This window comes from Paenibacillus aestuarii, from assembly GCF_027789125.1.
Classification (GTDB): domain Bacteria; phylum Bacillota; class Bacilli; order Paenibacillales; family NBRC-103111; genus Paenibacillus_E; species Paenibacillus_E aestuarii.
In genome coordinates, this window is the sequence record NZ_JAQFVF010000088.1 from 211,615 (window position 1) to 228,218 (window position 16,604).

Genomic DNA, 16,604 nt, shown 5'->3' on the forward strand with positions numbered 1-16,604 from the left:
GATGACTTAGCCGAGGCAGCCTCTTGATCATGCCTATAATTCGACCCATTCCCGCCGAAGGGTGAACAGATCGCGCAGCTCGTCCGTGGTGAGCTCGGTAATCCAATTCTCGCCGGTGCCGACGATTTGCTGGCTCAGGCCGAGCTTGCGCTCGATCATCTCATCGATGCGCTCCTCGAGGGTGCCCAACGTCACAAACTTGTGCACCTGCACATGACGCGTCTGCCCGATCCGGAACGCGCGGTCCGTCGCCTGGTTCTCGACGGCGGGATTCCACCAGCGATCGTAGTGGAACACATGATTCGCCGCCGTTAGGTTGAGCCCGATGCCGCCGGCCTTCAGCGAAAGGATGAACACCGACCGCTGCTCCTCCGCCGGCAGGCTGCTATTCTGGAAGTGCGCGATCATCTCGTCGCGCGCTGTCTTGGACGTGCCTCCGTGCAGGAAGAGTACGGATTCGCCGAGCTCCTGTTGCAAAACATGCTGCAGCAGGCTGCCGGTCTCTACAAATTGCGTGAAAATCAAGCATTTGTCGCCTTCCTGGCGCAGCTCCTGCACCATCTCGAGCAGCCGCTCCAGTTTGTTCGACCGGCCCATCCATGGTGCTTCCGGTCCTTCTTTGAGCAGCAGGGAAGGGTGGTTGCACACCTGCTTGAGCTTCGTCAGTGCGGCGAGGATCAGCCCGCGCCGCTCCATGGCCGAGAGCTTGTCGAGCCGCTCGAACATGTCTTGAATGTAATTTTCGTATAAGGAGCCCTGCTCGGCGGTCAGAGAAATAAATGTTTTCGACTCATTTTTCTCCGGCAAATCGAGCTGAATGGCGGGGTCATTCTTCACGCGGCGCAGCAGAAACGGACGAATCAGCCGCTGTACCTTGTTGATGATCTCGCTGTCCTGGGTCCGCTCGATCGCCGTCACATACCGGTGTGTAAACTCGCGGACAGTGCCGAGGTAGCCCGGATTGGCAAAGTCAAAAATCGACCACAGCTCGGTGAGTCTATTTTCGATCGGCGTTCCCGTTAAGGCAATGCGGTGGTAGCCGTCCAGGCGCCGAATGGCGGATGCCTGCTTGGTATAAGCATTCTTTATATTTTGCGCTTCATCCAGACAGATCGAGTTCCACATGACAGTGGAGAGCTCGGCTTCGTCCAGATGCGAGAGCGTGTAAGAGGTCAGCACCAGATCGGAACGGTCCGCGGTTTCTTTGAAAAAGGGCCCTTTTAAGCGCTGAGGCCCGTAGTGCAAATGCACCTTGAGCGAGGGTGCAAAGCGCTTAAGCTCCATCTGCCAGTTGCCGAGCACGGAAGTCGGACAGATGAGCAGCGATGGTGTCTCCGGCCGTTCCTGTTCTTTGACGGTGAGCAGATAGGTGATCCATTGAATCGTCTTACCGAGACCCATGTCGTCGGCCAGACAGCCGCCGAGGCCGAATCGGCGCAAAAACAGCAGCCATGAGATTCCGTCCACTTGGTAATGGCGGAGCGAGCCTTGGAAGCTGGGCGGCGGCTGGATGAGCGGGATCGATTCCGTCTGTGTCAGCTGATCGATCATATGGCGAAGCTGTTCGTTCAGCTCCACTTCCATATCGAGATAGCGCAGCGCGTCCGGATCGTCCTCCGGCGGCAGCAAGCCCCCGGCGTCACCGGCAAAATGCAGCTCCAGCACATCGCGGAAGGACAGCCCGTTCTTCTTCTGCACCTGCTTCATGATCTGCTCAACTTGCGCCATGAATTGCGGGTCCAGCTGAATCCAATTGCCGCGAATCTGAATGAGCTTGCGCTTCTCTTCAAGCAGCTGGCGGAACTCTTCTTCCGACAGCTCGATGTCGCCTACGGCCAGCTTCCAGTCGAACTGCATCAGCTGGTTCAGGCCGAACATCGTCTCCCGTCCGGAGCCGACGGAAGACTTGATCTTCGCGCGCAGCTTCGGCCGCATCTTGCGGATGCGGTCCCACCAGGCCGGGAGGAATACGCTCGTCCCGGCCTCCACAAGCCGTACGCTTCCCTCTGCGAGGAAGCGCCAAGCCTCCTCCTCCGTCAATGTCTGACGGAGGTTCGGTTCCTCAGCATCCGTGCCGAGCCACGGCAGGATGCGCATCCACTTGGCCGCGTCGCGCTGCACGCGGCCGATCTCCGGCAGCCAAGCCTCCGGCAATGGCTGCTCGCCCGGCACGGGCGTGCCGTCCGGCGTCACCGTGCGCAGCACGTCGGGTGACAGCCGGTCCTGCAGCACGATGCGCAGCCGCCAGCCGTGGCCCTGTGCCTGGTCGGGTTCGACCAGCTGCAGGCATGTGCGCATCGGCGTCCGGTCCTGGCGCCAGCCGATGGCGACGAGCCAGTCTTCCTCGTCGAGCCAAATGCCGGTGTCGGCTTCGCCCCGGCGCATCAGCGGATATGCAGCTTCGAGCTTGCGCAGATTGTCCTTCATGACGCCGTCTTCGTCGACCCACTCCGGGATGAGCGCATGGATCCAACGGGATACCGTCGGTGTCTCCAGCGCTTGCAAATCTTCGGGAAGCTGAAGCTTCCAGCCAATCTCGCCCGCTTTCCATTTGTCATAGTCGGGCATGAAGCGTCCGGTCGCCAGCGCTTCCCGGATCGCCGGCGCGAGCTTAATCAGATTCGCGCACTCGCTATTCCAGTGGAGCTTCACGTGCTGCACCGGCTGCGGATCGTGGAAGTAGTCCAGCGCTTCGAGCGGCTGGAGTTCGATGCCTTCGCGATTTTGCCATTCGCTCGGTTCCAGAAAGGTGCCGTAGAAGGAAGCGCGGTGCCAGGCGAACAGCATATTTTTCAAATCCAGAGCATCCCAGATGCCGCCGTTCTCGCGGGTGCCCCATAAAAACAATGAACCATTAGGTACAGAGCTAACGTGAACCGTCAGCGCGCTGGTTTCGATCATCGAATCCATTTTCCTTTCTTCAGCTCTTCTTGGAAAGCGCGCAAGCGTGAGAATTTATCGGAAAGCCGGTACACATAGTGCTCCCAGCGGTCGGCTTGATCCAGCTGTTTGTAGAGCGCGTGCAGCTTCTTGAGCAGCCGGGTCGCGGTCTTGTAGGAAGCGCGGTTCCGTTCTTGCACGGCTCGTTCCGCGGCCTGATGGTAGAGCGGCAGCAGCAGCGATGCATCGTGATCCTCGATGGTCCGCAATTCCAACGCATACAGGTTGAGCGGCGAAATCCGGTTCGCCAGCTGAAGATCGACCCATTGCCGATAGCGCTTCGTTTGCAGCAAGTAAGCTGTGTAATAGTAGTAAGAGCGGGGCAGCAGAGATTCCATAACCTGCACCCATTCGCCATCCGTCTCCAGATGCTTGGTTGTATCCAGCCAATACTGGCAAAACGCCCGGAAATCATCATGATTGGCCGCCGCAATCGGCGTTAACAGCCAGCGCAGCCAGACCAGGGTATCTTCCCAGCGCCGCTCATTATAGTAATAATTGAGATACAGAAAGAAGTCTTTAGCATTCGGGTGGGAAAGCTGTTTCAGGCGCTCAAAGGCGTCTTCCGTGTTCCCTTGGATAATATCAAAATGCGCCCTAGCGACAATCAGGGTATCCTTTTTGCGCGCCAGCGTCTCCTTTTTAGCCAGAAGCTGTTCCAGGCGGGTGATTTCCTCTTGCCCGATTTTTTCATATCCGTCCATCTTCCACCATAGGAAACGGTAGATGAATAACCAGTCGACAGGACTGTCCTTGCCTTGCAGCGCGAGGTCGCCGAGCATTTTCATCGTAGCTTGCCAAGCCTTCGGTTCAGCCGTGTAAGAGCCATTGACGTCCATGCGTTCTACAAATTCGACGAACTTATCTTCGCAATTTTTTGCGGCAACTTTGCAGCCATTCTCATGGTAGTAAGACAAGTAGGAGCTCTTGGTATCTTGATAGAATTGATCGATCTTGCGCATCATGAACAGCGCGATATGCAGCTGATACAGCTCTTTGACTGAGGTGCGCCAGCTGGCGGCAAAACCGGGCAGCGTTTCCAATGCCGACTCATAAAACGTTTCAATCGAATGCTGATGTGAAATGGAGAAGCCATGGAAGCGGCCTTCAAAAAAACGGTGCCATTCCGCAGGCGCAGCATTCTCCTGAGGCACATTCGGGTTGGATGCTTTGCGTTCCGGCGTGGACGGGGCTCCGCGAACCGTCTTCTTCCGGGTGTGAATCGCTTGCTTCAGCTGCTGAAGCAGCAGCTCCGGCCGGCCATAGGGCGCGTACAAACTGAAAAAAGCCGCAGCTATATGTTGGCAATAACCGTTATAGTCGCAACTGCAAGAGCTCTGCGTAAAGTCTTCGAGGTTCAGGACGACCTCGTAAACCTTATCGCTGGCGACGGACGCATGAATGCTTAAGCCGACCAAATCTATATCGCCTACGCGGCTCTTGTGATAATCCTCCCAGCCTCGTTCCAACTGCTGAGCATCGTAATGGTGCTGAACTTGCTTCATTAAGTAGTTCATTCGATTTTTGGGAATCTGCAGTTTCAGCATGATGGCTATCCTACCTCCGAGCGGTGCATTCCTTCTTCCATAGTAACAGATTTTTTCCGAAATTGCCCATTTCCATAGTGTATGCCAAAGGCAATATTTTTATAAGGGGAATGAGTACTTATCTCTGCTTTTCTGACCATAATGTGATAAAGTGAACTTAGAGGCATCGAAAGGAGATCTGCGGCATGGGGATTAAATTTGGCAGAGAGTATAAGGATATCGTTGCTGATTTCATGCGCGGTATCGCATTAGTGGACGGATACTACGATTTATTTGAAATGTCAGAGGAAGAGTGGCAGGAGCTGACTCCCGAGGAACAAGAGGAGTGCCTGCGGACGCTGGCGGATGATATTTTTTACGGCTTAGGGAGTACCCCGGTCATCCAGGTCGGTCTGGGCTCGGTTCGCCACGACCCTACGAATCACGTGCTTAAAGTGCACGACGGGGAGAAGCTGGTGTCGGTGATTTATTTGGTCTGACGTTGCCAGTGCGCAAGTAAGTATAGAAAGGTGTTCACAAGTTATGCTTTCAGAGGCTAGAAAAGTTTTACAACATATTTACGGCTATCCGGAATTTCGCGAGGGCCAAAAAAATATTATTACCAACCTCTTGCAAGGGCGCGATACGCTCGGCATTATGCCGACCGGGGGCGGGAAGTCGATCTGTTACCAAGTCCCGGCCCTGCTTATGGAGGGCGTGACGCTTGTCATTTCACCGCTGATTTCGTTGATGAAGGATCAGGTCGATGCGCTGGCGAGCTTAGGCGTTCCGGCGACGTTCATCAACAGCACGCTGGAGAGCAGAGAGGTCGAACAGCGTCTGCAGGGAGCGATGCAGGGCAAATACAAGCTGCTGTACATCGCGCCGGAGCGGCTGGAATCCGAGCGGTTCCGCGCGCGCATGCATGCGCTTAAGCTGCCGTTCGTGGCGATCGATGAAGCACACTGCGTCTCGCAGTGGGGGCACGATTTCCGCCCAAGCTACGTGGCCATCGCGCCGTTCATTCGCGAGCTGCCGCATCGCCCGATTGTGGCGGCGTTTACAGCGACGGCTACGACCGAAGTGACGGAGGACATCGCTCGTCTGCTGGAGCTGGACGATGCGGGCATTTTCGTCAACGGCTTCAGCCGGGATAATCTGGAATTAACGATTCTGCGCGGCGAGAACAAGAAGGACTACATCCAAGCTTATGTGAAAGAGCATACCCATCAGCCGGGCATTATTTATGCCGCTACGCGGAAGGATGTGGAGGACCTCTACGAGCTATTGCGTAAAAAAGGCTTTGCCGCCGGGAAATATCATGCCGGTCTGACTGATGAAGAGCGCTCCTATATGCAGGAATCGTTCCTCTATGATGATATTCGCGTGATGATTGCGACGAACGCTTTTGGCATGGGGATTGATAAGTCCAACGTGCGTTATGTCATTCACTACAATATGCCGAAAAATATGGAGGCGTACTACCAGGAAGCCGGACGCGCGGGGCGTGACGGGGAGCCTTCGGAGTGTATTCTGCTGTTCAGCGCGCAGGATATTATGACACAGAAGTTCCTTATCGAGCAAAATCAGCTCGCGCCGGAGCGCAAAGCCAACGAATACAAGAAGCTGCAAACGATGATCGATTTCTGCTATTCACCAAGATGTTTGCGCAACGTGATCTTGCACTATTTCGGCGAGACGAACCGCGAGGATACTTGCGGTAATTGCAGCTCTTGCAAGGATGATCGCGATACCGTGGACATTACGGTGGAAGCGCAAAAAATCTTTTCCTGCATCCGCCGCATGCAAGAGCGGTTCGGCATTTCCATGATCGCTTCGGTGCTTAAGGGTTCGAAAGCGAAAAAGGTTCTCGATTACCGCTTCGACCGGCTGCCGACTTATGGAATTATGCGCGATTTGCCGGAGAAGGAAATATCTGATCTTATTAATGTTCTGATTTCCGAAGGCTATCTGGCCTTATCTGACGGTCAATATCCTGTCGTGAAGCTGCTGCAGCCGGCAGCCGACGTGCTGCAAGGCAAGCTGCAGGTGTTCCAAAAGGTGCGCAAGCAGCAGGTGCGGGCTGCCGCCATCGACAACACACTGTTCGAGCAGCTGCGGCTGCTGCGCCGGGAGATTGCCCAGAAGGAGAAGGTGCCGCCGTATATTATTTTTGCGGACAGCACGCTGCGTGAGATGAGCGAGATCTGCCCGACGACCGCTGCCGGCATGCTGAAGATCAAAGGTGTCGGCGAAGTGAAATTCCGCAATTATGGCATGCCGTTCCTGGAGCTGCTGCGCACCTACACAGGTGAAAGCGAGGTTGGCGCAGCCGCTTACGATTACGAATAAGCGTATGCTTACGGAGGAGGGTTCGCATGAAATTGACGACCGCTGAGATCGAGGAGCGGCTGGCGGAGAAGGCCGTCGCTGCCTGGAAGACGGACGACCAGAAGTGGATCGTGCGCAAGTACCGGTTTAGCGAATTTATGCAAGGGATTGCTTTCGTCAATGAGGTGGCTCGCCTGGCCGAGGCGAACAACCATCATCCGATGATTGCGATTGATTACAAAATGGTCACGCTGCGCCTCACCTCCTGGCATGCAGGGGGCTTGACCGACCTGGACTTCAGCCTAGCGGCTCAGTTCGAAGCGGCGTACAGCAGCGTTTAACATCACGCCGGAGGCGAGGTTGCAGGGTCGTAAACCATGCAATGGAACATGGCATTGCCTGTGGGCGTCAGTTTCTCGTACGTATCTGTGATGTGGAACCCGGCGCGCTCGTAGGTACGGATGGCGCGTGTGTTCCAGGTAAGCACCTCCAGATCGATCTCGTTCTGCGGCGCCCGGCGCAAAGCCTCCTGGACAAGCAGTTTGACGAAGGGTACCCCCAGGCCTTGTCCGGTTCCACGTGCAGTGCTTTGTCCGCATAAAGCGGGGTGAAGTCCGAGTCCGAGGCGGGTGACGCCGACGATGGGGAAGAATTGCACGAATCCGACCAGCTGGGAGTCTTCATCCACGACGGCTGCATACTGGTTGTCCCTGATGAGGGGATCGGCGAACTCGATTTGTTCGTGCTGCATCGTCGCCCAGTCTGACCAGTTATATAAGTTATAGGGCGGCGGATAGCGCCATCCGCATAGTGCCTGTGCATGCGCTAAAGTAAGCGGGTGTACACGCCACTGTAAGTTGGCATTGGTAGCATTCATTGCATCGGATCACCCTTTCAATTCGGGATTGATTGTAGCTTGTATAGGTTCGTTGTACCATAGAGGATATGAGAAGATCAAACGGGGTATAGCATTTTTACTGTATCTTATACATAGGTGGTGTTTATTTAATGGAAAATATTGTAAAACAATCGTGGCTGCTCGGACGGTTAGGCGAGGCTAATATCGTTATTGCGGATTGCCGTTTTGCGCTTGGGCAGCCGCAATCCGGCCGTGACCAGTACGATAAAGACCATATCCCTGGTGCGGTATATGTTGATTTGGAGTCAGACATGTCCGGTGCGATTATGGTGCATGGCGGTCGTCACCCGCTGCCTGATCTCGGCGGTTTTTCGATACGTATGGGGCAGCTCGGCATTGACGCGACAACGACGGTCGTCGCTTATGATGATCAGGGCGGGGCGATGGCATCCCGTCTATGGTGGATGTTGAAGTTCCTCGGGCACAGCCAGGTGTATGTGCTCGATCAAGGATATGCGGCGTGGAAGGCAGCCGGACACCCGGTAACGGACGAAGTCCAGGTACCTGAATCGCGCACGTTCTCGCCGAAGGTACAGCGTTCCATGTTGGCTAGCATGGATGAGGTGAAAGATAAGCTCGGCCGGGCTGGAACGGTGCTGGTCGACTCCCGCGAGGAGCGCCGCTACCTCGGGCTGGAGGAGCCGATCGATAAAGCTGCCGGGCATATTCCTGGTGCGCGCAACTATTTCTGGAAGGGCGTGCTTGACGAGTCGGGCGCTTGGCGCAATGCCGCCGATCAGGAGCGCCATTTTGCCGGCTTGCGCGACGCCGAGGAAATTATCGTCTACTGCGGCTCCGGCGTGACCGCTTGCCCTAACGTGCTGGCGCTGGCGGAAGCGGGCTTTGCGAACGTGAAGCTCTATAGCGGTAGTTGGAGCGACTGGATCAGTTGGGAAGACAACCCGATTGCGACGGGTGAGGAGAAATAAGCTTGGAAGCCTCGTGGACCGCGGGTTGGAGGGCTGTGACAGGGTATGACCTGTTGCAGCCTTTTTTGGTTGTCTGCTAAGTGCGATCTAATACATAAACCTTTGAGCTCTTGTAAGATAAAAATCAAGCAAAATTACTCCAGAACTCGACAAAGAATGCCGATAATATGGTAGGATCAAACTATCGATCAGAATTACGGAGTTCCCGAGGATCTTCTTGGGTGGGGGGAATATAGTTGCGGAAGTTAAAAGTTTTCATATCCGTGTGTATGCTGTCGACAACACTGCCATCTTCTGTGTTAGCGGGCTACACACTCGATCGGGATAATAACGGCGTTGACATTCAAGATGTCGTGCGGGCCTTACAAGATAGCCAGGCGGCGGTCGCCATTACGGGCAAAAGCACGTTCGATAAGGCCGATGTGCAAAATCTCCTTAGTCAAATCCAACCAATAAGCCAACGGTCCGTTAAAGGGACGATTACAGGTTACGTGCTGGATGAAACAGGGGAAACCGTACCGGGAGCTGAGGTTGTTCTTGTCGACTTGGGCTTGACCGTATTAACGGATGCGTCCGGAAAATTTGAATTTAACAACGTCCCAGCCATGTACCAGGCCAAGGTTCGTGTCCATAAAGCCGATTACACCGATGTGTATTCCGAAGCATTTAATATTTTGCCGGGAAATTCCCTCGTTCTGGACAACCTTTTCCTAACGAGTATACCATCCCTAGGCTCCGTTGCCGGGTATGTGTTCACGGCGGATCAGCAGCCTTTGGAATCGGCACTTGTTACGCTCAACGGGCCAGCGGGTACACGGAATGCGCGTTCGGATACGAGGGGCTACTTTTATCTCGATGCGGTGCCGACAGGCAATTGGAATGTGACCGTGACGAAGGACACGTACATAAGGGATGAACTGACCTTGACCGTAACGGCGAACAGCTTGGTTACCATGCCCCCTGTCTACCTGGAAAAAGCGGTCAATACCCAGCCGACAGGCAGCATTGTGGGAGTCGTCAAGTCGGACGTGGATCAACCTCTGCAGGGGGCTCAAGTTAGTGTCACGGGCACGACTTATCAGGCTTTCACGGATGCGACTGGCACGTTTATGCTAACTCAAATACCATACGGCGCAGCCGATTTGGATATCGCGATGGCTGGTTATCAGACGGCGCATATTTCAGGGGTGCCTGTCACTGCCGATGTCTATAATACCGGTACGACCAGACTAATCTCTCAAGGTGTGATAGGCGTTGTTCGGGATAGCGAAGGCGGCGCTGCTTTATCAAATGTCAGTATCCACTTAGAAGCAACTGATGGCAGCTATGCAAAAACGATTACCTCGGATGCCGACGGGAAGTTCAGCTACACCCAAGTCCCTCCTAATAAGGCTTATACAATCTCGGTTACATATGCAGGCTATCTTTTGTACCCAATGCAGCCATTTATGGTCAATCAAGGGCAGTCTACAGTAAAAGAGATCTATTTGCAGCGCGGTGCTGCTGTCAGCACGGAACATGAGCTGCTTGATGCACTTGCGGATCCGATGGTTCCGTACATTTTGGTATTGGACGATATTCATCTAACACGTCCATATGCGTTTAACCGGAGTGTGCAGCTTCAGGGCATTAGCGGTTCCCACACACAGTTGACGGCGCCAAGCTTTACAATGGATACGAGCAGTTCTTATCCCAATGTAAGCTTTGGAGATTTAGATATGTATTCCGATGTGGGTAATGATGAAACCAATCTGCAGGCAGCACTCAGCAGCTTCTTGGGGTCAATTAAGGTGAACGGGTTTGCAGGCTATACAGGTATGATTCAAAGGAAGGATTCGGCGAATTACTTTGTTGCTGGTGAGGGAAGCGAGCTTACAGCTTATGTGCAAGACGCACAAGGCTTGCTTGGAGCTTTGTCGAATGCTAACGTTGCTACGATCTATATGGCCCGTGATATAACAGTCTATAATGATCTAGCGTTCCCAGATCGTCCGATTCGACTGACCAGCCAAACACAGAAAGTATTAGCAACGAACCAATATACTCACGCGGAGCAAATACAATTATCCAATGTCAGTTTGCTGCCAGATTCGACACCTCCGCAGTTGTCCGGCATTACAACTGGCGTCGTAGAGCTCGAATCGCAGCAGGTTAAGGCAACTTCCAATGAGCCCGCGATCCTGTACTTGGTACCTGCAGAGACATCGTCTAATGCCGAGGACATTGCAGCGCACTACGTTGCCAAAACAAACGCCATTAATGACGAAGAGGCCTCAATCGAGTTATTGAACGTACCTCAAGGGGATTACGTGTTATACGCGATTGATGCGGCGGGCAATGTATCGAACCCATCCGATATGATCAACGTGCGCAAATCAGTTGCAAATGCATTATTAACTATTCGCAATGGTCTACACATTGCGAATATGGCTGGCGTTACAAAATACGATTATGAGCGTGCAGGCTTGCATAGTCTGTATAACGAGCAATTAGACTTGTATGGATTTGCGCTTAACATGGATAAGGATGCATTATTGTCGGTTATAGATGATCATGACTTTGTTGATAAAATGCAAGTGTGGGTGGATACGGCCAATGAAACGCCGGTCATTCAGCGCGCATTAATGTCCGGATTCTTTTCTGGACACAGTAACTTTGATTGGTCCTATCTTAATGCCAACGCCGAGAGCATCCTTACGAGCTATCATTTATCAGGGATTTACTCGACCTCACAGCTTATTGCTGCAGAGCATTTGATGGAGCAGGCCTATAAGCAGGGCAACTATAAGCTTCTCTTCAAAGAGGTTATACAGAATGCCATTGACTGTTCAGTACCTTCACCAGAGCAATCAGGCTGGACAGGCGATCCTGTGCCGCAGGGGCCAGGAACGAAGCAGGTAGCCCTTAGCCTGAGCCTAAGGAATGCAAATGGGGACTCGTTACAAGGTTATACAGCTGAAGATTTCAGCGTCAAGGTCGGCCAGGAGCAGTTATCACTAGGGGATACGGAGTTTTTCCCATCGTTTGCTTATGACGATAGCAGTAAGACTTATCGGATCATGTTTAAAGGCAGCGAAGATTCGGCATCGTATGTGCTGTCCAATCTTTCACTTCAAGGAACTGTCATCCTGGAGCAACCGCTGTCTGTGACCACGCCGGTGAGCGATTATTCGACGGAATATGCAGCCCAGATCGTAAGCCAGCATTTGAAGGCTGATGGCTCGAACGTGGTCGTGACGTTCAAGCTCGCTAGCTCAAGCGGGGAAGGGATTACGGGCCTTACCGCATTAGATGTGAAAGCCAAAGTAGGCGGAGAGACAAGGGGAATATTTGACCCTGATATGTTTACTAACTTTACCGATCTGGGTGGAGGCGTATACAGTTTCGAGGTGCTGGAGTCCGTACTGGCAAGTCCAATCATATTGGATAACTTAACCGCTCAAGTCGACGGTGCGGATATTACCATCGCGACGGCAGTTTCCGTCAATCGCCAAGCGGCGCTCATCGAGCAGGCAGTTGCCGTGCATAACCAGGGCATTCTGAGTGGTACGTTGCTGCTCACGGGCAACTTGATAAACAGCTTGGCAGACATCGATTTGATCAATTTGCTCAGCCTAAATCAAAATTTGCAGCTTGCTTATGGGGCGCATGGTAATGAATTGACGGAGGCATCGATCAGGCGAATTATCAATGGCATGAAACTGCTGGCAGGCCAGAGTCAATCACTGGATGACGTAGCGGATACGTACGGGCTTGTTTTTAAGCAAAATGTAACAGGAGACGTGCGTACTTCCGTAAATGTGCGCAATAGCAGCGGCTACTTAAGCAACTATGGTGCTTCAAGTTCCGGCAATCACTACGAATTCTCCTTCGAGCATACAGCTGAATATCCTGTTGTTCTCACGTATATAGCTACTGACGAGGAGAAGCTGGCTTATGCCAGCGACGGTTCGGCTGTGCCTGACTTTGAAATTATTTTTACATTCCCTTTAGCATAAAAAAATGACTAGAGCCCGCCTTCGCATCTTTGAAGGCGGGCTCTATCAGCTTACCAGCCAAAATCCATAGTCTTGCCAGTTTCAGCGTATGTTTTCACATTGCTTAGAATCATCGGCCAGCTTTGTTTTGTAGATTCGTAGGACGGATGATGCTCCGGCCATTGATCGTTGACCAGCGTTATCTTCGTGCACGAGCCTACCTTCTCCAGCGCGAGAGTAACCCTTGTCTCGAGCTCGGCATGGTTCTCACGGTAAGATGGTCCGGGATGCTCTGTATAGCTCATGCGCTGGTTAGGCACAAACTCCAGCACGTTCCCATATACATGAACCGTTTCGTCCCCATCATTGCCAGGTCCTACATATTGATAAGGAGCTCCGATTTCAAAGGTCGTTTGCAGTGTGCTTCCGAAAAAGATAGCCCTTGTCCCCTCAGGGGATACAAAAATCTGCCATATGTCCTCCGGCGTAGCGTTGATATAAAATTCATACTTCAATTCGTCCATGATCTAACCTCCGTTTAATGTATAATATTTTCCAATTACTTGGTCTTAATGTTACTATAAACATAGTGATAAGTATTGTAAAAACGCGACAAAACGAACGTATTTGGAGGAATGAAGATGAATCCAAGCGATACTCCATCCAACAAAGGGATCCTGCACGCGGAAGCGGGTTTGCAGCGCTTCACGCTCAAGCGGATCGAACCGTCCGCAGACCTGGAACCGTTTATTGAGCATTACTGGGTCGTGCGGTGGGATTTACGGGACCAAACGCCGTTTTCACAAACGATTTTGTCTTATCCGAACGTGAATCTATCCTTCGAGCAGGAGAATGGAAAGCAGTTTAGCGGGGTTTACGGCGTACCACAAACGACCTATACACGCAACCTGCGGGGCGAAGGCAGAGTGCTGGGCATCAAGTTCAAACCAGGCGGGTTTTACCCCTTTTGGCAGCAGCCGATATCCATGCTGACGGGGCGAATCCTTAGTTTCGAAGGTGCCTTTGGGGTAAGCGCGCAGCAGTTGGAACAGATGATGTTCACACAAGAAGATGATCATCGGATGGCTGACATTGCCGAGGATTTCTTGCGGAAGCGGCACCCTGAACCTGATTACAACGTCAAACTGATCAATCAAATGGTGCAAGCCGCCATTGCGCAACGGACTATTACCAAGGTTGAAGACCTTGCCAGCCTATTCGATATGAACAAAAGAACGCTGCAGCGGCTGTTTAATCGTTACGTCGGTGTTAGCCCCAAGTGGGTCATTCAGCGCTTCCGTCTTCAGGATGCTGCAGAGCTGATGGAGCAGGGCGGCGTGCCGGACTGGTCCGGGCTTTCACTCGATCTAGGCTATTACGATCAAGCGCACTTCATCAAAACGTTTAAAGCAATAATTGGCAAATCGCCCGAGCAGTATGTCAAAGAAATTGGGCTGGCTTAATCATATAAAATTTACAAGGAGGAAAACAATGAATAATCATGTTACGCTTGTTGATGTGGGAACTGTTCGTGTCGAGCGGCTGCTGCCTGGTCCGATTGAACGTGTCTGGACGTATTTGACCGATTCGGAGAAGCGGGGGACCTGGCTGGCAGCGGGCAACATAGAGCTGCGCGTGGGAGGTAAAGTGGAGCTGAATTTCATCCACAGCCAACTATCCGATTTTGTCGAACCGACCCCAGAGCGGTACAAACATTTGGAACAAGGACATACCAACTATGGCATTGTTACTCGTTGCGAGGAGCCTTTCCTGCTGAGCTACACTTGGGGAGATGGGTCGGAGGACGCTTCGGAAGTAACTTACGAACTGACCCTAAACGGTGAAGAAGTGCTGCTTGTTTTGACCCATCGCCAACTCTCTGGAGAACGAGCGGTTATGGTTAGTGTTGCTGCTGGCTGGCATACCCATCTGGATATTCTAGGTGACCAGTTGAACGGCCGCAAGCGTCGGGCTTTTTGGTCGACACATGCTGTTATGGAAGCGGAGTATGAGAAGAAGCTTTGAATGCATTAAATTTATGTCAATTCAGTCGATGATAGCATTTCAGAAAGACTGGGTATAACCTTACAGATAGAAAGGCTTTCATCCATTTAGCGAATATATATCGTTTCGGAAGCACTGCGTAAGTATTTATAAAAAAATAGCATGCCTTTTGCTTTCGTATTTTAGGCTTCTTTACTTGATCTGTTGCATGCTGTTGTTTGCTTGTATCAAGCCGAATTTGCTCTTTTTGCAAGGCTAAAGCAATTTTTGCAATTAATAGTTTTGCGGTGTGGTAATTAACGCCCATCAATTTGGCGAACGAAGTGATCGTATGCCGATGACCATCTTGTATCAGGATCTGAATAGCTCGGAACCATACCAATAACGACAGCTTGGACTTATGCATCACTGTTCCTGCAGTTAATGATATTTGAACCCTGCATTCTTTGCACTCCTATAAGTTACGAGTTTGAATCTTATAAAAAGTATCATTATCGCAATTGGGACAGCAGAATCCGTCTGACCAGCGCATTTTCATTAAATACTTTTCACAATTCGCTTCTGTTCGAAAATCCATATGAATAGCGTCATGCAATTTAAAAGTCACATCATCCACCCCACATGGAAGAACATTTGTTCTCTTTTATTATACTAAAACAAATCTGCAATGTAAATCAAAAATTTGAATTATTATCCAAATTATCTCTGCTTCAAATGATTTATTCGAGAATCTCTTTTCTGTAGTATCTACAAAGTTTGAGCTTGTACTTTTAAATGGCTTGTTCCGAATATAGAGGATTTTCGATTTACCCCGTTTACCACGTGGACGAAAAGCTTGCGATTTGTTAACCCCGATTGATTTGTAGATATCACAGAAAATGTATTTTCGAAAAATATACGGCGCTCGACCCGTGGCACGTATCTGCAGTGGTGCCGGGGCTGTTCTGCTCAAAGTGGCCGGATGCGGGGCATACATACAACAAAAGCTGCCCCAACATGCGCCAATGCTTGGCAGGGCAGCTTTTTTTATAGCTTTCAACGCGGGCAGAGGCCTGGGTTCCGGCTGCACATCTCCTTGGTATAGCCCGGATCCAACTTGGCAAGCTCAGAGAAATAGTTACTCATCGCATGGTTGGCGGATAAGGAGCCTTTTTGAAAGCTGAGCTCATAACTTTTTTTCACATGAAGATAATGGTAGACTTCGTCCGTGCGGGGAGATTTGTAGATGACGGTAGGCAGCTGCGGGACGGCATCGAATTGGTTATGGATGCGCTGCCGGTTGTCGATAAGTTGGTTAAATCTACCTGCGAACGCCGGGCTGCCGACACGGGGAGAGGCGTACGTATACACAATCGGCGATTTGAACTTGGTGTTGGCCGCGGCATCAGCGGCGCATAAAGTGGCAAGCCCGCCTCCCAGGCTGTGGCCGGTAATATATAGCTGCTTCTGAGCGGAGCGTTTGTTCAGCGTGGAAAGAATGCTTTTTCGCATAGATCGGTAAATGTTAAGAAAGCCCTCATGCACCAACCCCCCATCCCGAATATAAGGAAATGGAATTTGGCGTGCGATCACGTCAGAGATCCAGTCCGAAGTTGTGTTTGTCCCGCGAAATGCGACAATCACCCGATCATTGGATTCAATAATATACCCGAAATATTCCTCGCGGCCGATAAAGGAGGCGCCTTTAAAGGTCAAGTTTACGCTGTAGCCTCTTGGAACAATGAAAGTGCCGTCTGTATTATCAAACTGTTGATAGGTCTGACTAGCCACGGCACCTAAAAAAATAGCTAATCGTTGATCAAAGCTGCTACTCATACGATCCCCCTCCCGACACAGGACCTTTTTTCATATATATATGTGTACGGCAGGCACTTGTCCTCTGGTATATGCCTATTTTCCATCTAATGGATAGAGTTTCCAATAGAACCGTGTTAAACTATGAAAATAGTTTTCTACCGGCGGTAAATAAGAGGTTGAG

The 16,604-nt window shown here is 51.7% G+C and carries 13 protein-coding genes; 7 read left to right on the top strand and 6 right to left on the bottom strand.

Annotated features, from left to right (window positions below; translation table 11 throughout):
* Positions 1-33 precede the first annotated feature (33 nt).
* Together O9139_RS29635 and O9139_RS29640 are read right to left on the bottom strand one after the other, a co-directional pair.
* Positions 34-2,910: a DEAD/DEAH box helicase gene (locus O9139_RS29635; protein WP_270885335.1), complete on the bottom strand. Its 2,877-nt coding sequence runs from the start codon at positions 2,908-2,910 to the stop codon at positions 34-36.
* Positions 2,898-4,487, bottom strand: coding sequence for an SWIM zinc finger family protein (locus O9139_RS29640; RefSeq protein ID WP_270885336.1), 1,590 nt, complete (start codon positions 4,485-4,487; stop codon positions 2,898-2,900). The genes O9139_RS29635 and O9139_RS29640 overlap by 13 nt, the downstream gene beginning before the upstream one ends.
* A 185-nt stretch (positions 4,488-4,672) precedes the next feature.
* On the opposite strand from O9139_RS29640, the gene O9139_RS29645 reads away from it, so the two are divergent.
* From O9139_RS29645 to O9139_RS29655, 3 genes are read left to right on the top strand one after another with little or no spacing between them, the layout of a single operon-like run.
* The gene (locus O9139_RS29645) at positions 4,673-4,966 is read left to right on the top strand and encodes a hypothetical protein (RefSeq protein ID WP_270885337.1); all 294 of its coding nucleotides are present in this window, start codon (positions 4,673-4,675) and stop codon (positions 4,964-4,966) included.
* A gap of 43 nt (positions 4,967-5,009) precedes the next feature.
* Positions 5,010-6,818 (top strand): DNA helicase RecQ, encoded by a 1,809-nt coding sequence (recQ, locus tag O9139_RS29650; protein ID WP_270885338.1) that lies wholly within the window; start codon positions 5,010-5,012, stop codon positions 6,816-6,818.
* 26 nt (positions 6,819-6,844) lie between these two features.
* Positions 6,845-7,138, top strand: a complete 294-nt coding sequence (locus O9139_RS29655; protein WP_270885339.1) for a 4a-hydroxytetrahydrobiopterin dehydratase — start codon at positions 6,845-6,847, stop codon at positions 7,136-7,138.
* A gap of 2 nt (positions 7,139-7,140) precedes the next feature.
* On the opposite strand, the gene O9139_RS29660 is transcribed toward O9139_RS29655, so the two are convergent.
* A complete protein-coding gene (locus O9139_RS29660; RefSeq protein WP_270885340.1) occupies positions 7,141-7,674 on the bottom strand; it encodes a GNAT family N-acetyltransferase in 534 nt (177 codons plus the stop codon).
* A 131-nt stretch (positions 7,675-7,805) separates the two neighbouring features.
* Between O9139_RS29660 and O9139_RS29665 the strand changes: the two genes are divergently transcribed.
* Positions 7,806-8,645 carry a sulfurtransferase gene (locus O9139_RS29665; protein ID WP_270885341.1) on the top strand — a complete coding sequence of 280 codons (840 nt, stop codon included), beginning with the start codon at positions 7,806-7,808 and terminating at the stop codon, positions 8,643-8,645.
* A 236-nt stretch (positions 8,646-8,881) separates the two neighbouring features.
* Positions 8,882-12,643, top strand: coding sequence for an MSCRAMM family protein (locus O9139_RS29670; RefSeq protein WP_270885342.1), 3,762 nt, complete (start codon positions 8,882-8,884; stop codon positions 12,641-12,643).
* 50 nt (positions 12,644-12,693) lie between these two features.
* On the opposite strand, the gene O9139_RS29675 is transcribed toward O9139_RS29670, so the two are convergent.
* A complete protein-coding gene (locus O9139_RS29675; protein WP_270885343.1) occupies positions 12,694-13,146 on the bottom strand; it encodes an SRPBCC domain-containing protein in 453 nt (150 codons plus the stop codon).
* Between the two features lie 117 nt (positions 13,147-13,263).
* Between O9139_RS29675 and O9139_RS29680 the strand changes: the two genes are divergently transcribed.
* Positions 13,264-14,085: an AraC family transcriptional regulator gene (locus O9139_RS29680; protein WP_270885344.1), complete on the top strand. Its 822-nt coding sequence runs from the start codon at positions 13,264-13,266 to the stop codon at positions 14,083-14,085.
* A 28-nt stretch (positions 14,086-14,113) separates the two neighbouring features.
* Positions 14,114-14,647 carry an SRPBCC family protein gene (locus tag O9139_RS29685; protein WP_270885345.1) on the top strand — a complete coding sequence of 178 codons (534 nt, stop codon included), beginning with the start codon at positions 14,114-14,116 and terminating at the stop codon, positions 14,645-14,647.
* 433 nt (positions 14,648-15,080) lie between these two features.
* Here the strand turns inward: O9139_RS29685 and O9139_RS33500 are convergent, their stop codons facing one another.
* A complete protein-coding gene (locus O9139_RS33500) occupies positions 15,081-15,203 on the bottom strand; it encodes a transposase (RefSeq protein ID WP_377525701.1) in 123 nt (40 codons plus the stop codon).
* A 458-nt stretch (positions 15,204-15,661) separates the two neighbouring features.
* Positions 15,662-16,441, bottom strand: a complete 780-nt coding sequence (locus O9139_RS29690; RefSeq protein WP_270885346.1) for a lipase family protein — start codon at positions 16,439-16,441, stop codon at positions 15,662-15,664.
* Positions 16,442-16,604 lie beyond the last annotated feature (163 nt).